The organism is Nocardia sp. NPDC051463, from assembly GCF_040681975.1.
Taxonomy (GTDB): Bacteria; Actinomycetota; Actinomycetes; order Mycobacteriales; family Mycobacteriaceae; genus Nocardia.
The window spans coordinates 40,958-62,657 of sequence record NZ_JBFBAB010000010.1 but is presented as its reverse complement, the minus strand read 5'-3'; the positions used below and the strand labels follow the sequence as shown (position 1 = coordinate 62,657).

Genomic DNA, 21,700 nt, shown 5'->3' with positions numbered 1-21,700 from the left:
CGTAGCGGGGCCTTCAGGGATCACGGAGCGATATCGCTACCGCAGGTAGATCACAAAACGCACCATCAATAGTGACCTAGAACACAATGGAACCGTCAGGGTCTTAAACGCGACCGTGGCTCAGATGCCGTAGATGCGGCGCGCATTGGCGGTGGTGATCTCGGCGAATTCCGCCGCATCCTGCGCACGCAGTTCAGCGAGCGCCCGCACCGTGTACGGCAGGCAATACGGTTCGTTCGGCGCACCACGGAATGGATGCGGAGTCAGATATGGCGCGTCGGTCTCCACCAGAATCTGTTCATCGGGCACCACCTTGGCGGCTTCGCGCAATTCGTGCGCGTTCTTGAAGCTCACGGTGCCGGAAAAGCTGAGGATGTAGCCCTCGGCCACGCACGCCAGCGCCATATTGGTGTCGGAGGAGAAGCAATGGAAGATGACCGTCTCCGGTGCGCCCTCGTCGAGCAAGACCGTCAGCAAGTCGTGGTCGGCCTCGCGGTTGTGGATCATCAACGGCTTATCCAGGCGTTTCGCCAGATCGATATGCCAGCGAAAGCCTTCGATCTGCGTCTCGATATCGGCGCACCCGTCGAGCTTGCCCGGCCAGTAGTAGTCGAGTCCGGTCTCGCCGATCGCAACAACCCTTCGATCGGCGGCCAGTCGCTCCAACTCGGCCTTCGCCACATCGTCGAGCGCATTCGCCCGGGTCGGATGCAAGGCGACAGCGGCGTACACCCGCGCATCCCGATTGGCGGCCCGCACGGCCCACTGCGCGGCGGCGAGATCGTCGGCGACGGTGACGACCTGTCCGACACCGACCGACGCCGCACGGTCCATGATGACCGCCGTCGATTCGGCATCGGTCGCGCCGCAGGCATCGAGGTGAGTGTGCGCATCCACCAGAGGGGCAAGGGGTTCCGGAAGCGCCGGAGCCGGGCGCTTGTCACTCATCGGCGCGTCCCGACAGACCGGATCACAGTGCCACGAGAAGCGGCGCCTGCGGACAAGGGCGCAGCCGCGCCTCGTCCGGGGATATTCGCGTGAGGGTTGGAAACCACGCGCATTACAGTAGACACACCATGAGCGCAGCCGAACGCCCCGCCTTCTATGTCACCACGGCCATCGCGTACCCGAACGGTGCGCCGCATATCGGGCACGCCTACGAGTACATCTCGGCGGACGCCATTGCCCGGTTCAAGCGGCTCGACGGGTACGACGTGTTCTTCATGACCGGCACCGACGAGCACGGTCAGAAGGTGCAGCAGACCGCGATCGCCGAGGGCATCCCGGTGGAGGAACTCGCGTCGCGCAACTCGGACGTGTTCGAAGCGCTGGACAAGACCCTCGATATTTCCTTCGATCGGTTCATCCGTACCACCGATGCCGATCATCAGGTCGCCAGCATCGCGCTGTGGGAGCGGATGCTCGCCAACGGTGACATCTACCTCGGTACCTACTCCGGCTGGTATTCGGTGCGCGACGAGGCGTTCTACACCGACGAAGAGACCACGCTGCTGGAGGACGGCACGCGGATCTCCACCGAGTCGAAGACACCGGTCGAGTGGACCGAGGAATCGAACTACTTCTTCCGGCTCTCGAACTACCAGGACAAGCTGCTCGCGCTCTATGAGGAACATCCCGAATTCATCGCGCCCGCGACCCGGCGCAACGAAATCGTCAGCTATGTGAAGGCCGGCCTGAAGGATTTGTCCATCTCCCGGACCACCTTCGACTGGGGCGTTCCGGTACCGGGGCATCCCGATCATGTGATGTACGTGTGGGTCGACGCGCTGACCAACTACATCACCGGCGTCGGCTTCCCGGACACGGAATCCGCCGCGTTCCAGCAGTTCTGGCCCGCCGATGTGCACATCATCGGCAAGGACATCTCCCGCTTCCACACGGTGTACTGGCCCGCGTTCCTGATGTCGGCAGGCGTCACACTGCCGAAACGCGTTTTCGTGCACGGGTTCCTGTACAACAAGGGCGAGAAGATGTCCAAGTCGGTCGGCAATGTCGTCGACCCGCTCGCCCTGGTCGACGCCTTCGGGCTCGACGCGGTGCGCTTCTTCCTGCTGCGCGAAATCTCCTACGGCCAGGATGGCAGCTACAGCCACGACGCGATCGTCGGCCGGATCAACAGCGACCTCGCCAACGAATTCGGCAACCTGGTGCAGCGCAGCCTGAAGATGGTGGCGAGGGACTGCAACAGCGCGGTGCCGACCCCGGGTGAGTTCACCGACGACGACCGCGCCCTGCTCGACAGGGCCAATGGCCTACTGGATCGCTGCCGCATCGAATTCGATACTCAGCAAATGCATTTGGCGCTGGAAGCGATTTGGTTGACCCTCGGTGAGGCCAACAAGTACTTTTCCGCCCAGGCGCCGTGGACGCTGGCCAAGTCCGGCACCGAGGAGGACCTCGCCCGCGAGGCGACGGTGCTGTATGTGACGCTCGAGGTGCTGCGCATCGTCGCCATCCTGGTGCAGCCGGTGATGCCGGGGTCGGCGGGCAAGATCCTGGACCTGCTCGCACAGCAGAACCGCACCTTCGCCGACATCGCGACGCCGATCGAGGCCGGTGTCCCGCTGCCCGCGCCGCAGGCGGTCTACCCGCGCTATGTGGAGCCGAAAACCGAAGCGTAGCAACAAGTTACGTGCAAGAGCCCCCGGCCTTCGCCTCGCGAAGGTCGGGGGCTCTCGGGTATTCGAGGCCAGCTGGTCCAGCGCCGCCGAACAGCCGGTTGCGCACGGTGGTCGGGTGGGCCGAGCACGCCGTGACCGAGCACGACGACCAACTCGAGGTCATCGCCGAGCGAGCCGAGGCGTACGGCCTACTTCCAGCGGTCGAGGAGCCGGTTGGCCTCGGCGGCGAGCGCGAACTGCAGGTAGGGTCCGAAGCTTATTCGGGCAACACCCTGGTCGGCGAGCACCGCCTTGTCGGACTCGCCCGGCACCGCGACCATGCTGACCGGAAGCGGTAGTTCGCTCGTCAGGCGGCGCAGGTCCGTATCGGAGTGGCGGCCGACAGGGAACAGCACGTCGGCGCCCGCCGCCGCGGCCAGCTTCAGTCGTGCGATGGCGCGGTCGAGGCGATCGGATTCGTCGCCGTCCGCCCGCAGGAACATGTCGGTACGGGCGTTGACGACCATGTGCACACCTGCCGCGTCGGCGTACTGACGCAGACCGTGCACGAAGGCCGCGTGTTCCTCGGCGCCGCGCAGCCGACCGTCCTCGCTGTGCACGGTGTCCTCGATATTGAGGCCGATCGCGCCCGCCTCCAACAGCCCCTCGATGAGCTGGGCGGGCTCGAGCCCGTAGCCGGATTCGATATCGACCGACACCGGAACGTCGACGACCTCGGTGATCTGACGGACCCGGGTCAGCAGCTCCGCGAAGGTCATCCCCTCGTTGTCGCTGCGGCCGACCGAGTCCGCGACCGGGTGACTGCCGAGGGTCAGGGCCGAGAAACCCGCGGCCACCGCGAGGTTTGCCGACCACGCATCCCACACCGTGGGAAAGACGGCGGGATCGCCGGGGCGATGCAGCTCGAGAAATGCCTTGGCCTTGCCTTCCAGTGAGGTCATGGAATCAATTGTGTCAGCCGATAGCGAAAACCTCCTCCAGTGTCGCGCGGAGGAAGGCGGCCGGGCGCCGCAGATGACAGAGTCTGCAACGGGAAAACTACAGCTACGCAAGATGATTGGAGCACAATGAAGGTCGGCATCGTCGGTGCGGGACACATCGGCGGCGGGATCGCCCGCCAACTGGCCGGAGCCGGGCATGAGCTCATGCTCGCCTTCAGCCGCGACCAGGAGACGCTGCGGGCTCTCGCGGCCTCGATCGGCCCGACCGTCACGATCGGCACGCCCGCGGAAGCCGTCGCATTCGGCGAGGTGGTGGTGATCTCGGTGCCATGGCCGGTGTTGCCCGAAGCCTTGCCGCAGCTGGGTTCGCTGGCAGGCAAGATCGTCATCGACACCACCAACCAGTTCGGCGCACCACAACCACCGGAAGGGCGCACCGCCGCCCAATTCAACGCCGAGCGGATGTCGGGCGCGCGCTACACCAAGTCCTTCAACACCCTCACCGCCGCATTCCAGGCGCAGACGGCGACCAGGACCGGCGACGACCGTATCGTGCAATGGCTCTGCGGCGACGACGTGGAGGCCAAGAGCATCGTCGCCGGGTTGATCACCGACGCAGGCTTCATCCCGATCGACCTCGGCGGCACCGCTGACGCGGCCGTGATGGAAGCCCCCCGCCGCACCGGTGCGGTCTACGGTGAGGAATACCGCGCAGCCGACGCACCTGCGGTCGTGGACGCAGTCACCGAGGGCAAACCCATCCCCGCCACCCCCAGCTACCAGTAGCCCCGCCCCCGCCCGCGACGATGTCAGTGAATGGTGGTCTCAGGCTCGGGCCGCCATTTCACAACGGGCGGCCGCACTATTCCACGTAGTCGCGGCGAGCGGCGAGGACGGCGTCGTAGAGCTCGTTGCGGGAAGCGCCGTTCGCGGTGGCTACCCGGGCGCACGCGTCCTTGAGTCGGAGTCCTTCGGCGGTGAGGGCTTCGACCTCCCCGACCAGATCCGCGGGATCGGCGGACTTGGGTTGCGCACCGGCCACGACCACGGTGATCTCGCCGCGCGCGCCGTCGACGGCCCAGGCCGCTACCTCGGCGAGCGTGCCGCGCACCACCTCTTCGTAGGTCTTGGTCAGTTCGCGGCAGACCGCGACTCGACGGTCGGGTCCGAGTACCTCGACCGCATCGGCGAGGGAATCGGCCAACCGGTGCGGCGCTTCGAAGTAGACACAGGTTCGTGGCTCGCTGATCAAGGTACGCAACCACTCTCGGCGCTGGCCGGACTTACGTGGTGCGAAACCATCGAAGCAGAACCGCTCCACCGGCAAGCCGGACAAGGCCAGCGCGGTCGTCACCGCGGATGGACCAGGAAGGCAGGTCACCGGAAGCTCCCGCGCTACGCACGCCGCGACCAGGCGATAACCGGGGTCGCTGACCGACGGCATCCCCGCGTCGGTCACCAGCAGCACCGTCAGCCCGTCCTCGATATCGCCGAGCAATGCCGGAATCTTCGCGGACTCGACATGGTCGTCGAACCTGACCACCCGTCCGGTGATCTCCACTCCGAGCGCCTTCGCCAGCGCTCGTGTCCGCCGAGTGTCCTCGGCGGCGATGATATCGGCGGACCCCAGCGCATCGCGCAGTCGCTGCGACGCGTCACCGATGTCACCCATCGGCGTCGCACCGAGCACCAGCCTGCCCGTCGCGCTCGCACCGGTTGCCGCCTCGTCCGTCACCGCACTCCTACCTCGACCACACATCGGCCTCGTCCAGAAAATTGCCCCGGTAGCAGCGTATCGACCGGGCAGCGTCGATCCCGACCACGCCCGCCCAAGGCCCGCCATCCGCTGCCGATCCGGACCATCGGCCCCACCGAGGCGCCCCCGTCCGAAGTCGCACGCACTGTGATTCGCGCGGCGGCACGCTCACCGATGCGCATCCTCTCGGGGCGCACAGCATACGATCGGGGCGTGACCCAGGTGACCGACCAGCGCGCGACCGCACCAGGGGCCGTGCCCTCCTGGTCGAGCCCCGCGCCTCTACGGCCGTCGCCCGATTTCGGGCCACTCGACACCGTTCGCGGCTGGGCGGTCACCGTGTTCCTGACCGCGATCGCCGCGGTAACCCGGTTCACCAACCTGGATTACCCGACCGATGCGCACACTCCGGTCTTCGACGAGAAGCACTACGCCCCGCAGGGTTGGCAGATGCTCACCGGCGGCTGGGTCGAGGACAATCCCGGCTACGGGCTGGTGGTGCACCCGCCGGTCGGTAAACAGCTGATCGCGATCGGCGAGTGGATGTTCGGCTACAACGGCTGGGGCTGGCGCTTCACCGCCGCGCTGGCGGGCACCCTGTTGGTCCTGCTGGTCATCCGCATCACGCGGCGGATGACACGCTCCACGCTGGTCGGGGCGATCGCGGGCATCCTGCTGATCGCGGACGGGGTCATCTTCGTCTCCTCGCGCATCGGCATGCTCGACATCTTCATGGCGTTATTCATCACCGCCGCCTTCGGGTGTCTCATCGTCGATCGCGACGAAGTGAGAGCGCGGATCGCGCGCGTCGATGTCGAGGGCCGCATCGACGCGAGTCCATGGGGTCCGCGTCTCGGCGTGCGCTGGTGGCGATTCGGCGCGGGGGTGATGCTCGGGCTCGCCTGCGGGACCAAGTGGTCCGGCATCTATTTCGTGGTTGCCTTCGGCCTGCTCAGTGTCTGCTTCGACCTGACAGCGCGACGCGCATACGGAGTGCGCAGCCCCTGGTTCGGCACCGCACTGCGGGATGTCGGGCCCGCGTTGTACGCGCTGGTCGTCGTCCCACTCGGCCTCTATCTCGCCTCCTACTGGGCCTGGTTCGCCAGCGAGGACGGCGTGTACCGGTATGCGGTCGGCAATCAGGTCGGACGCGGCGGGGCCTTTTCGTGGCTGCCCGACGCCCTGCGCTCACTGTGGTTCTACAGCGGGGAGACCCTCCGTTTCCACGACGGCCTCACCAACTCGGCCGGTAACCATCACCCCTGGGAGTCCAAGCCGTGGACCTGGCCGATGGGGTTGCGGCCGATGCTCTACTACTACGCCGACAACGGCGTCACCGGCTGCGGCCAAACCCAGTGCGTGAAGGCCGTGATGCTGATCGGTACGCCCGCCATCTGGTGGATCGCGTTCCCGATGCTCGCCTGGGCGCTGTGGCGCACCGTTGTCCGCCGCGACTGGCGCTACGCCGCGGTGCTGGTCGGCTACGGCGCCGCCCTACTGCCCTGGTTCTTCACCCTCGATCGGCAGATGTACTACTTCTACGCCGTCGCCCTCGCACCGTTCCTGGTGATGGGCCTGGCGCTGGTGCTCGGCGACATCCTCGGTCCCGCACGCAGCAGTCCGATCCGCCGCAGTCCCGCGGGCACCTTCCTGCCTGCCGCACCCAACGAACGGCACAGTCTCGGCCTGTTGGCGGTCTGCATCTACCTCGGCTTGGTCATCGCCAACTTCGTCTGGCTGTGGCCGATCCTCACCGGCATGGCGATCACGCCCGGCAACTGGCACGCTCATCTGTGGCTGCCCAGCTGGCGTTAGGACTGCACTCGGCCTACCGCGGACCTAACTTTCCAGCGCAGAACTCACGTAGCGCAGGGCGGTTTCGTTGTCCAGACCGAGTCGGCGAATCGCGTTGACATAGTCGGTGGCGGCCCGGCCCGCCGCATCCTTGGTCGGATCACCGGAGGAGGCGATAAAAGAGCCTTGCCTGCCCCGGGTTTCGACGACACCATCGGCCTCGAGTTCGCGATAGGCGCGAGCGACGGTGTTCGGCGCGAGACCGAGATCCGCCGCCAGCGCACGGACCGTCGGGATCTTCGTACCCGCGGTCAGCTCGCCCGACTGCACTTGCGCGATGATGCCCATCCGGAGCTGCTCGTAGGGTGGCACGGGCGAATCGTGGGTGATGGTGATGCTGAACATGGCTCGCTTACACGTCATCTCGGGACAATGGACAGGACAGACAACGTGGGCCGCCGCGCCCGGAGCCCAGTTCGGAGCCGGGGATTCGGAGCACCTCGATGCCCGCGTCGGTCAGCCGGGAGTTGGTCATCTCGTTGCGTTCGTAGGCGACGACCACACCTGGCGCGAGTGCCAGGGTGTTGTTGCCGTCGTCCCACTGCTCACGCTCGGCGGTGACACCGTCGAGCCCGGTGTCGATGACCCGCATCTTGCCGATGCCCATCGCCTCGGCGGCCGCGGGCAGGAACGGGTCGGGACCGCGCATGCTCACCCCACCGCCGTCCCGGCCACCGTAGCCGTCTTCGCGGTGAATCGTGAATGCGCACAGCGAGTCCCGCACGGCGGGGTACATCACGATGGCGTCGGTGTCGACCATCGTGCACACCGTGTCCAGGTGCATGGTCGCGCGATTCTGGGCGATCGGCACCACCAGAACGGTGTGCGCGAGACCGTCATCGAACAGACTGCGCGCCAACGCCTCCGCCCCGGCGGGCGAGGTCCGCTCGCCGACGCCGACCGCGACGACACCGGGTCCGAGCAGCAGCACGTCGCCGCCCTCGATGGGCGCGGTATGCGATTCGTAGGCGCGGCGCACCCCGAGGAAACGGGGATGGAAGGCGTAGATGAGGTCGGTGAGCGAGGTCTCCCGCATCCGGGCGGGCAGGGCGAGCGCGGTGATGGCGACACGCGGCCCGACCCAGAACGAGGAGTCCCTGGTGAAGAGCAGATTCGGTAGCGGATCGATGACGAAATCGCCGCCGTGATGCATCCGGCGCACCAGCGAGGGCGTGTCGGGGCCGAACGGCAGTTCGTCGAAGGTCATGCCTGCCATCAGAATGTCGGCCAGTTCACGCGCCGGCACGCCGCGCAGGTAGGCGGCCAGCTCGTCGGCGAGCCCGTGCCCGAGCCTGCGCGCGTCCACAGCCCCCGAAATGCCCTGGATTCGAGCGGCGCCGCTGACGTCGAGGGTGTCCGCGAGCAGGTCGGCAAGCAGCAGCACCTCGACGCCGCGTTCGCGCAGCACGCCGGAGAACGTGTCGTGTTCCTGCTGGGCCCGTTCTACCCACGGGATGCCGTCGAAGAGCAGTTGGTCGTTGTTGCGCGGGGTCAGCCTGCGCAATTCGTCACCGGGCCGGTGCAGCAGCACCGAGCGCAGTGTCCCGACTTCGGACGTGACGGCGAGGCGTCTGCCGGGGTCGTAGGCGCCCCCGCGCCCGTTCCCGTCCGGCTCGTCCGTGTGCCCACCCTGCACAGCCTCTGCTCCCATGATCCGACCGTAGTTCGCCGAGAGCGCAAGAGCACGCAATTGGAGTGTGTCGGATTCCTGCCCCAGCACACCCTAACCTGAAGTATTGTTCAGGTGAATGGAGGAGTGTTGATGTCGACAACCGACTGGCGAGCAAAGGAACTGACCCCCGGGCAGCTGTCCGAGCGTAGCGGAGTAGCGGTGTCCGCGTTGCACTTCTATGAACGCGAGGGTCTCATCTCGAGCCGTCGTACCAGCGGAAATCAGCGCAGGTACGCGCGCGAGACGCTGCGTCGCGTCGCCTTCATCCGTATTTCGCAGCGTGTGGGCATCCCACTCAGCGACATCCGTGCGGCACTGGACAAACTGCCGGAAGGCCGTACCCCCACCCGACGCGACTGGGAGACCCTGTCCACCACCTGGCGGACCGACCTCGACGACCGCATCACCCAGCTGACCCGGCTGCGCGACAACCTCACCGGCTGCATCGGCTGCGGATGCCTGTCGCTCGGCAGCTGCAGGCTGGTCAACGAGCACGATCGGCTCGGCGAGCAGGGGCCCGGCGCCAGGGTGCTCGATGTGCAGCTCAACTGCCCGTCGAAGCCAGCAGCCTGCTGAAGCGAGCACTGACTCTGCGGATGACGAATTCGTAGGGGTAGGCGAATTTCCGCGACCACCAATACCCGAACCGGATATCGAACGAGGTGTAGACGAGGAACCTGTTACGTTCGATGCCGCGAAGGATCTGCGACGCAACATGTTCCGGCTCCACCGCATGCTTGGTGAACGCACCCGCCAGTCGGCGCACCCGCGGGTCGTCCTTGTCGATGCCGACCAGATCGAAGGACTGCACCAGCGGCGTGTTCACCGCGCCGGGCACCACCAGATGCACCGAAATGCCATGGTGCTCCAGATCGAATCGCAGTACCTCGGAGACGCCGCGGATGCCGAACTTGCCCGCGCTGTAGGCGGCGTGCCACGGCAGCGCGAGCAGACCCGCCGCCGAGGACACGTTCACCAGCGCCCCGCCCCGGCCCGCCCACACCATCGGCGGCACGAAGTTCTCGATCACGTGGATCGGGCCCATCAGGTTGACCTCCACCATTTTTCGCCAATGCCGGTGTTCGAGGTTCTCGACGGTGCCCCAGGTCGAGGTGCCCGCAATGTTCATCACGACGTCGAGGGTCCCGAACTCCGCGTGCACATCCTTCGCGAACGCGGTGACCGCGTCGTAGTCGGTGATGTCCAACGCCCGTGCGAGGAGCACGACGCCGCCTGCCGCCCCGATGGCCGACACCGTCTCGTCGAGTCCCTCGGCATTGATATCCGTCAGCACCACCTCGGCGCCGTCCGCCGCGGCAGCGAGCGCACTCGCCCTGCCTATCCCGCTCGCGGCGCCCGTCACCAACACCTTGGCGCCCCGCATCGTCGTGCGGCCTGCCCGTCCGCGACCAACCATTCGCACCGGTGAACCCCATCTCCCATAGCCCCGAATCAGTCCTCGCAGGGTACTGTGCGCCGCCGATCGGCTCCGCAGGATCATCGGTAATTCGCGTGGCAGGTAAAGGCAATCATCGGTCGAGGACCGCGAGCATGCCCGCGACGGCCCGCGGCCAGGTGAACTGTTCGGCCCGACTGCGCGCGGCTTTCCTGCGCCCCGCGGTCGGGAGTGCGAGCACATCGGTGACCGCGCGGGCGAAATCCGAGGGATGATCGGCGGCCACCGCACCACACTCCGCGGTGACGATATCGGCCAGCGCGGACGATCGGCTGGCGACGACCGGCGTCCCGGCCGCGAGCGCCTCCAGCGCGGCGAGGCCGAAGGTCTCGTGTGGACCGGGCGCCAGCGAAACGTCCGCGGTGGCCAGCAGTTTCGCCACCATCGACCGATCCGAGATGAACCCGGTGAAATGTACTGCGGGTAACCCGCCCGGCAGCGCAGGCAGCGCCTTGGCGCGGCGCTCCAACGCCTCGCGCCGCGGGCCCTCGCCCGCGACGACCAGCCGCGCCTCCAGACCCGCCTTACGCAGCGCGCCCACCGCCTCGATGCTGCGGTCGACCCGCTTCTCCACCGAGAGCCTGCCGCAGTGCACCAGCAGCGGATACCCCGGTACACCGAGATCGGCCCGCAGCGCGTGATCGCACCGACGCGGACTGAACAGCTCCAGATCGACACCGAGCGGTACCAGTTCGACATTCGACGCACCGACGCGCAGAAACTCCGCGCGCGCGAACTCCGTTGTGCACACGACGATGTCGTAGTCCGCGGCGGTCCGCCGGTTGGCCACGTCGGCACAGCGGCGGGCGGCGGGACCGGGCATGACCTGGCCGAGCAGCCGATCCAGCCGTTCGTGCGAGATCATCACGCTGGCCACCTCGCGCCGCCGCGCCCATCGACCGAATCCGCGCAGCGTCAGCCGATCGGACACCTCCAGCACGTCAGGACCCAAGCCCGCCAGCACGTCGGCCACCCGCCGCGGATCCGCTGCCCGGTAGCCGCCGGTCCATGGAATACCCAAGGCGGGCAGCGTGATTCGCACCGCACCCGTCGGCAGTAGTTCCTCCGCGCGGCGCGGCCCCGGCACGATCAGCACCACCTCGTGTCCCGCGGCCACATAGCCCTCACCGAGGTGATGCAGTGCGGTGCGCAGCCCACCGGACCGCGGGCCGTAGAAGTTCGCCAGCTGCACGATGCGCACTCCGCCGATCATGCAGCGGATCGGGACCGGTGCGCCCAACGGTGCGTGAACAGCCGTGGAAGAACCGCAGAACGACACAGCCGGACGGTTCTGTCGATGGCCGAGCAGGGCCGGGCAGCCGTATTGCGCCGCGCCGAACGAAGACGACGCAGCCGCCTGAACAGCGGATTCGCGCAGTAGATCAGTACCTGGCCGTGCCACGGCCCGCGCGCGGCAGATCGAGGTCCAAGGGGATGCGGCCCATCGCGAGATGTGGCTCGACCTCGTCTGCGGGCATCGGCCGGGCGATCAGAAAGCCTTGCGCCCGATAGCAACCCAAACCGACCAGGGTGCGCGCCGCCACCGGCGTCTCCACGCCCTCCCCGACGACGCCGAGGCCGAAGGATCCGGCCAGGCCGATGATGGACTTCACGATCGCGAGGTCGTCGGTGCTCGCGCCGAGGCGTTGCACGAAGCCGCGGTCGATCTTCACCGCGTCGACCGGCAGCGCCTTGAGGTGCGACAGCGAGCTGTAGCCGGTGCCGAAGTCGTCGATGGCGATCTGCACGCCCATTCGTTTGAGTCCACGCAGTGTGACCTGCGTGCGGGCCAGATCCTGCACCACAACATGTTCGGTGATCTCCAAGCACACCGAACTACCGTCGATGCCGAACAACCGCAGGATGTCCTCGATGCGCTCCACGAAATCGAGACTGACCAGCTGAACCGGCGATACATTGATCCGCATCACCACATTCGCGGCCAGGCCACGCCGCCGCCATTCCGCGAACTGGGCGCACGCCGACCTGATCACCCAGCGGCCGAGTTCACCCGCCAGATTGGTTGCCTCCGCGACACTGACGAACGCACCGGGCGGCAACAGGCCCCGCGTCGGGTGCAGCCACCGAACCAAAGCCTCCAACGCGACGATCCGCCCGGTGCGCAGGTCGACCTCGGGCTGATAGTGCAGCAGCAGCGACCCGTCGGACACCGCGCCGCGTAGGTTGAGTTCGACATCGTCCTGCAGTTCGAATTGAGCGCGCATGGCATCGGTGAACACCGCGACGCCATTGCCGCCACCCGATTTGGCCGACAGCAGCGCATGATCGGCCCGGCGCAGGACATCGGCGACCGTTGTCTCCCCCGGGATGCCCACCGCGACACCGACACTCGCACCACGGCTGACCGACTCGCCGCCGACGGTGACCCGCCGCCCGATGAGCTGTTGGATTCTGGTCGCCTCCAACTCGGCCGCCACCGCGTCCATCGGTTTGGCGGGCACGATCACGAACTCGTCGCCGCCGAGCCGCGCGATCATGTCGTTCGAGTCGAGGTTCTCACGCAGTCGCGAGGACAGCGTGCGGATGAAATTGTCGCCGGCCGTGTGGCCGAGGAAATCGTTGAGCGCCTTGAGTCGATCGAGGTCGAGGAAGAACGCGGCCACCGGGCCTGGACTGCCCGCGTGTAATCGCTCCTCCATGTGCTCGAGCAACGCACGACGATTGGCCAGTCCGGTGAGATCGTCGTGCAATGCGATGTAGCGCAGCCGCTCCTCGGCGACCACTCGCGCCTGCAACTGCGCGAACAGCGCGGCAATCGCCTTGAGCACGTTGAGTTCCCTGGTACTCCAGGTCCGATCACCCTGTTTGATGAAGCCGATCGCGCCGGTCGATTCACCGCGCGAAAGCAGCGGGACGGCGGCCATGGCGACCTCCGGGATCCCCGAGGAACGGCGGATCGTCTCCTGATAGTCGGCCGATTCCACGGTCGGCCGCACCACGATCGGCTCGGTCGCGTGCTCGAGCTCGCGGAACACCGAATCCGCGCTCTCGAAGAACACGACCTTCAGCGGATCGGGATCCGGGATATCACCGCGATGCGGCCACTCCGCGATGAGCACGGTGGCTCTGCGCTCTCGATCGGTGTGTCGCAAATAGCTGAAATCGACGTCGAAGTGCTCGACCAATCTGGCCAGCACCCGCTCACTCGCCGCCACCATCGTCGTGGCGTCGACGCCCATCAACTCGGAGGCGACCTGGGTCACCAATGAGTCGAGCGTTCGCCGAGGCACCTTGTCTCCGATCGTGCTAGCTGCGGTTGCCCGCGCCCGGCACTGGAAGGCGCCTGCTGCGGACCGAGGCTGGCGCCGCATAGCTCAGGCGAAGCACCAATGCCATGATCTCATGCCCAGGCACTCCCAGCAGGTCCAGGAAACGGCCCTGAAGTGACGCTAGTGTATCCGCGAAATCCGTGGAAATCGCGATCAGCTCGTCGGGGTGCCGTGCGTACAGGAACACCGGAGAGACCGGTTGCACCGCGAGTCCACGCCGTTGGGCCTCGAGCCAGACGCGCTGCATTCCCGCACCCGCGCGGGCATAGTCGGTCAGTCCGGGCCCCGAGGCCTCCTTCTGGGGGGTGAACGTCACCGCGACGACTGCCGAGCTCGACAGCACCCGATCGGCGGTGTGCTCGCCGAGCGCCGTGCCACCGGACCATTCGCGCAATCGGTCCATCACGTCCGCGCGGCGCCCGATCTCGAGCTTCGCGTACTCGTCGGCGGCCAACTCCATACCGCAGACGTCGATTCCGGTGCGCGAATCGTCGCCGGGCCACCGCAGCTCGGCGAACATCTCCTGATGCAGCCGCGGCGTCAGGTAGCGGATGCGATCGGATTCGCCGAGCAATTCGGCCGCCGTCGCGAGGTCTCCTCGATCGGTGATGCTGTGCAGCGTCGCGCCCTCGGTGGCGGCGGCCGTGGCGAGGCCGGAAAGCACACCGTCGGTCAACGGCGCACCTGTGCCGAGACGTCGGTTGGTCTCGCGGGCCAGCGCGGCCTGATAGTCGCGAGCCAGCAACGGATCGGTGTCCGTACCGAGACGCAGCACCGCGGTCAACGCCGTGGTTTCGCTCTCGAGAAGTTCGTGTTCGCCGAGCATGCCGTACACGGCAGCCGCGGCGCGCGCGTTGTGCAGCGCGGCCCCGATCGCCACCGCGCTGCCCCGATAGCCGATATCGAGGGCCGAGGAGCGCGTGCGGGCGAGATCTATCCGCAGGTCGGGCCCATCGATCCGCAGCGACCACGGCTGGGTGTTGCCACCGGATGGTGCGCGCTGGGCACATTCGAGCACGCTCAGCAGCGCGGTCCCCGCCGGTGCCGGTGTGCCCGCGACAGCTTCCGGCTCGCACACCAGTTCACCCACCGGCTCCGGTTCGGCCAGCTCGTCGAGACCACGCTCCAGATCGATGCGGGTACGCCCGGACGAAAGTTTCTGCCCGAGCCCGAGTCTGCGCACCGCCGCGGCCACGATGGCCGCGCCGAGCTGCACATCGCTGCCGAGCTGCGGCCACGTGGTGACCGATTCGTCGATTTCCACCAGACTCGCGGCCATCCGCGCCGAGAGCTCCTTCGGATCGAGGATCCGCATGACATGGGGCGCTTTGTCCCTGGTGGACAGTCCGCGTAGGTCGGCACCCTCGGTAGTGCCGAGCAGTCCGTGGAACGGCGGACGGCCCGGTTCCAGGTCGTAGCGTTCGACATCGAGCAGGCCACGATCGCTGGTATCCATCAGCAGCGGGATGCGATGTCTGCGCGCGCCCTCACGAACGGCGAATTTGATGTCGAGCGAATCGCATTCCTCGATCACGATCGACAGTCCGGTCAGGAATTCGTCGACGGAGTCTTCGTCGATGCCCGCGGTGCGCACCTCGACCGGCAGATAGGGGTCGAGCTCGGCGATCCGGCGTGCGGTCACGATCGACTTGTTCACCCCGATGTCGAAGATGCCGCCCGGCACCCGGTTCAGGTTGGACAGTTCGATGTCGTCGAAATCGGCAAGGCGCAGCAGACCACAGGCGCCCTCCATGGCCAGGGTGTAGGCGACCGCATGGCCGACGCTCTGCCCGACGACGCCGATTGTCAAGCCCGCCAGACGTTCCTGCTCGGCCCTGGTGAGCTTGTTGCGATTGCGGTCGAGCCGGATCGCCCGGTAGGTGCGCTCGCCGGGCAGTCCGACCAGGGTGCGCCGCCACGGGTAGTAGATCCACCGGTCCGGATCGGGCTCGTCGAGGGCGGGTCGTGACCGCACCTTGTCGAGCTCGCTATGCAGCACATCCCGCAGGTCGACGATGCGGACCTGTGGCGACTTTCGCAGCTGTAGGAGGATCGGGGCGTCGTGCGGGGCGTCTTCATCGAGAATCAACGGCCGGTAGTCCGCGACCGGGCCGGGGTCACCGTTCATACCTGCGCCCGTCCTCCGATCCATGGTTCGACCGCCCGGTGCCCACCGTGCGGCTGTGCGTGCCAGGCTTCGAGCGCGGCCCGCTCGAGCGCAATCAATGACGTCTGCAACTTTGTGGCAAATGACCGATATGTCTGGTTGTCCCACCACATCGGGACCGTGTGATAACGGTCGTCCGGATAGGGCACAGACGGTATCCGATCGGCAACTCGCCCACCACTGGAGCGATAAAGCTCCAGGCTGTGCGAAGCGGTGGTGACGAAACCGAAACGCGCATCCAGCAGCCAGGTCGCGTGCACAACACAACGGGAGAGCGCGGCGGTGAGCGCGGAACGGCGCGTCGCGTTCCGCGCCACCCATAGGGCTTTGACCTCGACGACACCCTCCGGTATCCGCTCGGCAATCATCGTGCGCAACGCCTCCGCGCCGGGCCGCCCGGCCCAGGCGCCGAGCGCGTGCACGTCCTCGACCGCCGCGTAGGGCCCTTGCGCCCGCAGGCCCGCGACAACCGCGCCGGAAGGATCCACGGCAGCGCAGAACAATGTTGTCGTACAGCCGTTTTCGACTTTGTCGTATTCCAGCGCGTGATCCACGTCGTAATGCCGGTAAACCCGCAGCGCACCGCGCAAGTATCGACGCCAGAGCTCGGGATGCGCCTCCGGAGTGGTGACATGGAAGACATATCCGGAATGCATATCCCGAAAGCGCAACACCTCGGCATCGCGTGTGCCCCCTGGGCCGACTGCGACCACCTCGACAGTCATGGTGTTCCCCACTCCGTAGCCACCGCGCCCACGCGCGGTCAATCGAGCCGGTCCAGCCCTCACACCCGACAGCCCGCCGATCGGGTGCGATTGCCTAGGGAAGTATCCGTCATCCGAAAGGAATTGACCAGACGACCGGTTAATCTTCCGAAAACTAATTTCAGCCTCGGAAATCACCGCAGGTCAGGCCACCCCTTTCAGAGGAGGAACGGAACGTGGAGACCAGTTGGTACCGATGTAGCTACTATTCAGCAACTAAACCAGGATCGAGATGAACAACTCCACAGACTCCGGTCCGTGCCAGATCTCGACCTCTTCGCGGTAGGCGCGAGTGATCTCCGCGGAGGCGGTCGCATCGTCGACCTGCGCCCACACGTCCTCGACCGGATCGTGATAGTCACCATTCGGCACGAAGCGCGCGTAGACGCCCTTGGGCACCTTGACCAGCACATCACCGACCGGAGCCGCGCCGGGTGCCGGATATTCGAAGCAGACGACAGCGTTGAAGTTCCCGGCCGGATCCGGCACGTACACGGTGTACATCGGGTGGTCGGACCGCCGCTGCTCGCCCGCGCGGTCACGCAGCCGGTCCTTGAGGAACTCGATCAGGTCGCTGTTGCTCACCTTGAAACTCGGCCGCACGCGCGGCACCACCAGGCCTGCGTAGATCGCCTCGCCTCGCACGACAATCGCATAGGTCATCGCGCGTCTACCGCCAGGTAGAGGTCGATCTTGTAAGCGTGCGGGTAACACTCGAAGTCCCCGGTATAGGTGCGTTTGATGTGGTTGTGCTCCTCGGCATAGGCGATCTGCGTCCACAGGTCGGTCATCACCTGCGGGAAGTTACCGACCGAGGAGAACCTGGCATAGGTGCCGCGCGGCAGCCGCGCGACCAAGTGGCCGCGGGTGACGTCGTCGAACGACGCGCATTCATAGCCGACGATCTGGGTGTTGTAGGTGCCGAGCTCACCGGTGTAATCGGTGTACGCACTGGCCAGCGGGCCACCGAGCTCCTGGTGTAGCACCGCGGCCCAGGCCGCCTCCAGGTCGTGATCACGCAGTTCCCCGAGCGCACGTTTCGGGCTGCGCACCGGCAACCCGGCAACCCACGTTTCGTCTCGCTCGACGATTTCAAACTGCATGGAAAGACTCTTTCGAGGTGAATCCGGGGGCGATGCCCGCATCCGGTCGGCCAGGAAGGCCATGCTATCAACCCGCCCCTCGTGGTCACGATCACATGTCCGGGTCGTTATCCGCAGCTCATGGTCGCACTGATCTGGACGCACGTCCTGGACGCAAACCCCTGGTTACCAGTGCTGACCTACCACACACTGTGATTGGGTTTCCCTGTGTGTCACACCATCGCCGAGTTGGACACCACTGTCGCGGACTGCCGCGCCTGCCCACGCCTTGTCGCCTGGCGCGAACGGGTGGCGAGGGAGAAACGCGCCGCCTTTCGCGAGGAAACCTATTGGGGCCGCCCCGTCCCCGGCTTCGGCCCGCCCGACGCACGGCTGCTGATCGTGGGCCTTGCCCCCGCGGCCCACGGCGGCAACCGGACCGGGCGCATGTTCACCGGCGACCGCAGCGGCGACGTCCTGTTCGCCGCCCTGCATGCGATCGGCCTGGCCAACCAGCCCACTTCCGTCCGGCGCGATGACGGCCTGCGGCTGACCGGAGTCCGCCTCACCGCGCCCGTGCACTGCGCACCGCCGGACAACAAGCCGACGCCGGACGAACGCGACCGGTGCAGTCACTGGTTGCGCACCGAATTGGCACTGCTCACGCCGACGGTCCGGGCGATCGTCGTACTCGGCGCGTTCGGCTGGCAGGCGCTGCTGCCCGTGCTCGCCGCGGCCGGGTGGATCGTTCCGCGGCCACGCCCCCACTTCGGCCACGGCGTCCAGATCACACTCACACCGTCCGACGACACTCGCGAACCGTTGCGGCTCTTCGGCTGTTACCACGTCAGCCAGCAGAACACCTTCACCGGACGACTCACTCCCGCCATGCTCGAAGCAGTCCTCGCCGATGCCGCAACCGCGGCGGGCCTGCCCATATCTGCCCGGCGTTGATCGCGCTTCCCCTACCGAGACGATGGCAGTGGTCCGAGCCTCGGCAGACCCCGACGGCCGACCGACACCACAGCACACAGCGGGAAGTCGCTCAGGACAACGGATCGCGCGATGTCAACCGACGCGGCGACCGGTGCACGCCGGCCCGATTCACTTGCCTGCGTTGCCGAATGGGCAAACCGAACAGCATGCGCGCCGACAGCAGCGCCAACCGCAGATGCCCGAACACGGCCCGTTTAGAGAACGCCACCGACCAGACCGTCTCGACAGCGTTCGGGGCGAGCTCGCGATCGTCGAACCGATCCGACAGCCAATCGATGATCACCGGCGCACCGATGAACTGCAACGGGAGGTGGGTACTGAGCCGGTCGCGGAGATATCGAACATGCGCGCCCGCGGCAACATATCGGTCGACGTGCGCATCGACGTCGGCGACCGCGATGACCTCGTCGTACACCCCTTGCAGTATCAGCAATGGCATTGCGGGCGCGCGATCACCGGGCCGAATGTCGGCCAGGATGCGTTGCAGCTCCGGTGCGTCGAGCAGACCGGCCAGACCACCGGTGCAGTGATCGTCGAGATTGCGGCGCGCGAAGCGGTACAGCAGCGGGAACGTTGTCGTCGACTCGGCGACCGCCATGAGTCGCAGATAGTCGGCATCCAGCCGGGAGCGCAGCAGCCGGTCCAACTCCGGGTAGGCCCGGCACAGTCCGGCAGTGAAGACCGCGGCGAAACCGGCGAAAAGTCCGCCGTTCATACGCACGAACGCCGCCGCGGGATCGCCGACCGGCGAACCGGCCACCGCGCCGACGACATCGAGCTCCGGTGCGTACTCGCCCGCCAGTTCCGCCGCCCACGCCGTGGCCAGGCCGCCACCCGAATAGCCCCACAGCGCAACCGGAGTCGCGGCGGCGAGGCCGAGCGGTTCGAAGGCGAGCGCGGCCCGAATCCCGTCCAGCGCCCGATACCCGGGCTCGCGGGCCGCACCGAACTGGCCACCGGTCCCCTCATGGTCGGGCACCGACACCGCCCAACCTCTGGCCAATGCGCCCGCGATGAGCGGAAGCTCGAGCTGTGGAATGGCACCGGCGGCGCGCGCACCGCGCCGGAGTGCGTACGACGGCAGACATTTCGAGGCGACCGCATCGATCGCGCACTGGAAGGAGACCAGCGGGCGCGCTTCGGCAGGATCCGCACCCCACGGCAGCAGTACCGTCGTCACCGCTACCTCGGGTGTGCCATCGAGGTCGCAGGTCCGATACAGCAGCTGCCACGCCGAAATCTTCTGCGCCACTTGGCCGAACAGCGCCAGTTCGACTTCGCGTACTCGGACGACGGCACCCGGCCGCAACTGCCCGATCACTGCCGGCGGCAGGTAGAACGGATCCTCCTCCGGCAACAGCGGAGACGTGGTGGACGGCGCGTACTCCGCACGGGTCGCGAACACGGTCGGATCGGCGGCGGCACTCATCAGGGTTGATCCTTTCGAACGGCACGGCACAACATGTGCCGCGACTGCCGGCGCAGGTCGCCGATGAACGAGAGCGCCGCGCCGTCGAAGCCGCCGGCTGCCCGCACTCGAGCCTACGAATGCCCGGGGAGGAAAAGAATTGTCAGCGGGCACAATTCGCGCACAGGGGTTTCTCCTGTCGGTGCAGTGACAGCCTCGTCAGAGACCGCCACCGCCGCCGAGCATCCAGGGGTTGAACGCGCACTCCAGATCGGGATGCGCGGCGGGATCGAGTGCGCGCAGCGCGATGGACACCGAGCGGGGCGAGTACATCATGGTGAGGTGGTCGGACAGATCCTGTTCACACCCGGCCTGCAGCGTGAGGTTGTCCACCGTCGCGTCGGGCCCGGCCCGCAGAAACGTCCAGTCGTAGGGATTGGTCACCTCGTCATAGCGAGAACCGACCACGGTGTAGTCGATGCCGGGAACGGTGTCGCCGTGGGCATTCAAGCGGGCGTAGAACGGTGAACCGAAAGCCTGCTGAATATTGGAATGCCCGACGATCGGTTCGTAGAAGCCGAGAATATTGACGCCGAGATTGTTGATCAGCCTGCCGAGCGTGGCGATGCCCATGAGCGAGGTGCCGTGGTGTGTGGCGCCGAAGGTGACGAGTTTGCCCACTTTGCCCTGACCGCCATCGAATTTCACATACTGATTCGCCACGGTCCCCCCTTGCGAATGCCCGATGATGTCGACCTGCGCCGCGCCGGTCGCCGCCAATACGCGATCGACGAAATCGCTCAGCTGTCGTGCCGAATCCTCCATCGGCCCAACCCCATAGCGGCCGGGCAGGATCGGGCCGAGCCCCCCGCCCTCCCAGAGAGTGGAACGCCCGAAATTGAAGGCGAACACACAGAATCCGGCACGGGCCAGGCGCGCAGACATATAGGAGAAGGTGTCGTAGGCGTTGAGCCACGTGCCGTGCAACAGCACCACCGGCCGGGGATGCTCGGCCGACGGGGCGCAGTTCCAGCGATTCGCCCCCGGCGGCGCGGAATCGGGATGCAGTAATCCATACCCGAATGCCGCCAGATACGCCGACATCTCCGGTCCCTCCCCGATGACATCGGTGGCCCGGCTCGTCGCCGATCCCGAACCGCTGCCGGTATCGACGATCGCCTGCGGCTGCCTGCCGTCCGCGGCCGGCATGAGCCCGGCGCTGATGACCTCCGCGAGGGTCTGTTCCGTCGGCGCGGTCTGCGGGTCCGCGGTGGCCCCGCCGCCGAGCGCCGTCGTCACGGCCACCGCGACGATCACTGCGGCGCCGAAGACGGCCCACCGCGCGTTTTGCTTCATTGCAAACATTCCGTTCACTTCCCATCCAGCATCTCCGCGTTCGGGCCGGAGCCCGCCACTGCATGGCGACGGACCGCGAGGCAACCATCGACGAGCGCGAAGACCTCACCGAACGGCGGTTCGAGCAACGGATCCCCCATGGCCACTTGCTGTTTCCTTCGCCACATTCCCGCTTCGATGTGACTGAGGCCATATTTCGTTCCGCTGTCCAAATCTATGGCCGGCACACCCTCAGCGTCACTGCGCTGCCGAGAGAAGAAACCCCACGAAACTTGTTGTGTGTGACAAAATTCCCGTCGATAGGACCGAAGACTTG

20 protein-coding genes are annotated in these 21,700 nt (G+C 66.7%); 5 read left to right on the top strand and 15 right to left on the bottom strand.

What is annotated here, in order from left to right; all coding sequences use genetic code 11:
* Positions 1-120: 120 nt before the first annotated feature.
* Complete coding sequence (locus AB0M74_RS15885; RefSeq protein ID WP_366526970.1) at positions 121-948, bottom strand: TatD family hydrolase; 828 nt, start codon at positions 946-948, stop codon at positions 121-123.
* An 89-nt stretch (positions 949-1,037) separates the two neighbouring features.
* Between AB0M74_RS15885 and metG the strand changes: the two genes are divergently transcribed.
* Complete coding sequence (gene metG / locus AB0M74_RS15880) at positions 1,038-2,642, top strand: methionine--tRNA ligase (RefSeq protein WP_366526969.1); 1,605 nt, start codon at positions 1,038-1,040, stop codon at positions 2,640-2,642.
* 188 nt (positions 2,643-2,830) lie between these two features.
* Here metG and AB0M74_RS15875 read toward each other — a convergent pair whose 3' ends face one another.
* Positions 2,831-3,583 carry an isocitrate lyase/phosphoenolpyruvate mutase family protein gene (locus tag AB0M74_RS15875; RefSeq protein WP_366526968.1) on the bottom strand — a complete coding sequence of 251 codons (753 nt, stop codon included), beginning with the start codon at positions 3,581-3,583 and terminating at the stop codon, positions 2,831-2,833.
* Positions 3,584-3,709: 126 nt separating this feature from the next.
* On the opposite strand from AB0M74_RS15875, the gene AB0M74_RS15870 reads away from it, so the two are divergent.
* Positions 3,710-4,369, top strand: coding sequence for an NAD(P)-binding domain-containing protein (locus tag AB0M74_RS15870; protein WP_366526967.1), 660 nt, complete (start codon positions 3,710-3,712; stop codon positions 4,367-4,369).
* Between the two features lie 76 nt (positions 4,370-4,445).
* Here the strand turns inward: AB0M74_RS15870 and rsmI are convergent, their stop codons facing one another.
* Positions 4,446-5,318, bottom strand: a complete 873-nt coding sequence (gene rsmI / locus AB0M74_RS15865; RefSeq protein WP_366526966.1) for a 16S rRNA (cytidine(1402)-2'-O)-methyltransferase — start codon at positions 5,316-5,318, stop codon at positions 4,446-4,448.
* A 234-nt stretch (positions 5,319-5,552) separates the two neighbouring features.
* On the opposite strand from rsmI, the gene AB0M74_RS15860 reads away from it, so the two are divergent.
* A complete protein-coding gene (locus tag AB0M74_RS15860; protein ID WP_366526965.1) occupies positions 5,553-7,154 on the top strand; it encodes a phospholipid carrier-dependent glycosyltransferase in 1,602 nt (533 codons plus the stop codon).
* Between the two features lie 24 nt (positions 7,155-7,178).
* Here AB0M74_RS15860 and AB0M74_RS15855 read toward each other — a convergent pair whose 3' ends face one another.
* Both AB0M74_RS15855 and arcA read right to left on the bottom strand, forming a co-directional pair.
* Entirely contained in the window at positions 7,179-7,538 is a 360-nt protein-coding gene (locus AB0M74_RS15855; RefSeq protein WP_366527095.1) for a GntR family transcriptional regulator, read from the bottom strand.
* Positions 7,539-7,545: 7 nt separating this feature from the next.
* Entirely contained in the window at positions 7,546-8,844 is a 1,299-nt protein-coding gene (arcA, locus tag AB0M74_RS15850; RefSeq protein WP_366526964.1) for an arginine deiminase, read from the bottom strand.
* Between the two features lie 111 nt (positions 8,845-8,955).
* Between arcA and soxR the strand changes: the two genes are divergently transcribed.
* Complete coding sequence (gene soxR / locus AB0M74_RS15845) at positions 8,956-9,441, top strand: redox-sensitive transcriptional activator SoxR (RefSeq protein WP_328406160.1); 486 nt, start codon at positions 8,956-8,958, stop codon at positions 9,439-9,441.
* On the opposite strand, the gene AB0M74_RS15840 is transcribed toward soxR, so the two are convergent.
* The 7 genes from AB0M74_RS15840 to AB0M74_RS15810 form a co-directional block, all read right to left on the bottom strand.
* A complete protein-coding gene (locus AB0M74_RS15840; protein ID WP_366527094.1) occupies positions 9,410-10,282 on the bottom strand; it encodes an SDR family oxidoreductase in 873 nt (290 codons plus the stop codon). The genes soxR and AB0M74_RS15840 overlap by 32 nt on opposite strands.
* A gap of 112 nt (positions 10,283-10,394) precedes the next feature.
* Entirely contained in the window at positions 10,395-11,522 is a 1,128-nt protein-coding gene (locus tag AB0M74_RS15835; protein ID WP_366527093.1) for a glycosyltransferase, read from the bottom strand.
* 181 nt (positions 11,523-11,703) lie between these two features.
* Positions 11,704-13,521, bottom strand: coding sequence for a GGDEF domain-containing protein (locus tag AB0M74_RS15830; protein WP_366527092.1), 1,818 nt, complete (start codon positions 13,519-13,521; stop codon positions 11,704-11,706).
* 67 nt (positions 13,522-13,588) lie between these two features.
* Positions 13,589-15,739 carry an Rv1355c family protein gene (locus AB0M74_RS15825; protein ID WP_366526963.1) on the bottom strand — a complete coding sequence of 717 codons (2,151 nt, stop codon included), beginning with the start codon at positions 15,737-15,739 and terminating at the stop codon, positions 13,589-13,591.
* Complete coding sequence (locus AB0M74_RS15820; RefSeq protein ID WP_366526962.1) at positions 15,736-16,503, bottom strand: hypothetical protein; 768 nt, start codon at positions 16,501-16,503, stop codon at positions 15,736-15,738. The genes AB0M74_RS15825 and AB0M74_RS15820 overlap by 4 nt, the downstream gene beginning before the upstream one ends.
* 255 nt (positions 16,504-16,758) lie before the next feature.
* Positions 16,759-17,205 (bottom strand): GyrI-like domain-containing protein, encoded by a 447-nt coding sequence (locus tag AB0M74_RS15815; protein WP_366526961.1) that lies wholly within the window; start codon positions 17,203-17,205, stop codon positions 16,759-16,761.
* Positions 17,202-17,645 (bottom strand): GyrI-like domain-containing protein, encoded by a 444-nt coding sequence (locus AB0M74_RS15810; RefSeq protein ID WP_366526960.1) that lies wholly within the window; start codon positions 17,643-17,645, stop codon positions 17,202-17,204. Before AB0M74_RS15810 ends, AB0M74_RS15815 begins: the two co-directional genes overlap by 4 nt.
* A gap of 207 nt (positions 17,646-17,852) precedes the next feature.
* Between AB0M74_RS15810 and AB0M74_RS15805 the strand changes: the two genes are divergently transcribed.
* Positions 17,853-18,578 carry a uracil-DNA glycosylase gene (locus AB0M74_RS15805; RefSeq protein ID WP_366526959.1) on the top strand — a complete coding sequence of 242 codons (726 nt, stop codon included), beginning with the start codon at positions 17,853-17,855 and terminating at the stop codon, positions 18,576-18,578.
* A 91-nt stretch (positions 18,579-18,669) separates the two neighbouring features.
* Here the strand turns inward: AB0M74_RS15805 and AB0M74_RS15800 are convergent, their stop codons facing one another.
* From AB0M74_RS15800 to AB0M74_RS15790, 3 genes are all read right to left on the bottom strand, one after another.
* The gene (locus tag AB0M74_RS15800) at positions 18,670-20,049 is read right to left on the bottom strand and encodes a lipase family protein (RefSeq protein ID WP_366526958.1); all 1,380 of its coding nucleotides are present in this window, start codon (positions 20,047-20,049) and stop codon (positions 18,670-18,672) included.
* A 198-nt stretch (positions 20,050-20,247) separates the two neighbouring features.
* Positions 20,248-21,384, bottom strand: coding sequence for an alpha/beta fold hydrolase (locus tag AB0M74_RS15795; protein WP_366526957.1), 1,137 nt, complete (start codon positions 21,382-21,384; stop codon positions 20,248-20,250).
* A gap of 14 nt (positions 21,385-21,398) precedes the next feature.
* The gene (locus AB0M74_RS15790; RefSeq protein WP_366526956.1) at positions 21,399-21,530 is read right to left on the bottom strand and encodes a hypothetical protein; all 132 of its coding nucleotides are present in this window, start codon (positions 21,528-21,530) and stop codon (positions 21,399-21,401) included.
* Positions 21,531-21,700 lie beyond the last annotated feature (170 nt).

What these genes read in the sequence shown, in the direction of transcription:
- AB0M74_RS15800 (WP_366526958.1), bottom strand. Translation starts at nt 20,049, where the DNA reads ATGAGTGCCGCCGCCGATCCGACCGTGTTCGCGACCCGTGCGGAGTAC.
- AB0M74_RS15810 (WP_366526960.1), bottom strand. Translation starts at nt 17,645, where the DNA reads ATGCAGTTTGAAATCGTCGAGCGAGACGAAACGTGGGTTGCCGGGTTG.
- AB0M74_RS15840 (WP_366527094.1), bottom strand. Translation starts at nt 10,282, where the DNA reads ATGGTTGGTCGCGGACGGGCAGGCCGCACGACGATGCGGGGCGCCAAG.
- AB0M74_RS15830 (WP_366527092.1), bottom strand. Translation starts at nt 13,521, where the DNA reads ATGGGCGTCGACGCCACGACGATGGTGGCGGCGAGTGAGCGGGTGCTG.
- soxR (WP_328406160.1), top strand. Translation starts at nt 8,956, where the DNA reads ATGTCGACAACCGACTGGCGAGCAAAGGAACTGACCCCCGGGCAGCTG.
- AB0M74_RS15875 (WP_366526968.1), bottom strand. Translation starts at nt 3,583, where the DNA reads ATGACCTCACTGGAAGGCAAGGCCAAGGCATTTCTCGAGCTGCATCGC.
- AB0M74_RS15870 (WP_366526967.1), top strand. Translation starts at nt 3,710, where the DNA reads ATGAAGGTCGGCATCGTCGGTGCGGGACACATCGGCGGCGGGATCGCC.
- AB0M74_RS15815 (WP_366526961.1), bottom strand. Translation starts at nt 17,205, where the DNA reads ATGACCTATGCGATTGTCGTGCGAGGCGAGGCGATCTACGCAGGCCTG.
- AB0M74_RS15855 (WP_366527095.1), bottom strand. Translation starts at nt 7,538, where the DNA reads ATGTTCAGCATCACCATCACCCACGATTCGCCCGTGCCACCCTACGAG.
- AB0M74_RS15885 (WP_366526970.1), bottom strand. Translation starts at nt 948, where the DNA reads ATGAGTGACAAGCGCCCGGCTCCGGCGCTTCCGGAACCCCTTGCCCCT.
- AB0M74_RS15825 (WP_366526963.1), bottom strand. Translation starts at nt 15,739, where the DNA reads ATGAACGGTGACCCCGGCCCGGTCGCGGACTACCGGCCGTTGATTCTC.
- AB0M74_RS15820 (WP_366526962.1), bottom strand. Translation starts at nt 16,503, where the DNA reads ATGACTGTCGAGGTGGTCGCAGTCGGCCCAGGGGGCACACGCGATGCC.
- AB0M74_RS15795 (WP_366526957.1), bottom strand. Translation starts at nt 21,384, where the DNA reads ATGAAGCAAAACGCGCGGTGGGCCGTCTTCGGCGCCGCAGTGATCGTC.
- arcA (WP_366526964.1), bottom strand. Translation starts at nt 8,844, where the DNA reads ATGGGAGCAGAGGCTGTGCAGGGTGGGCACACGGACGAGCCGGACGGG.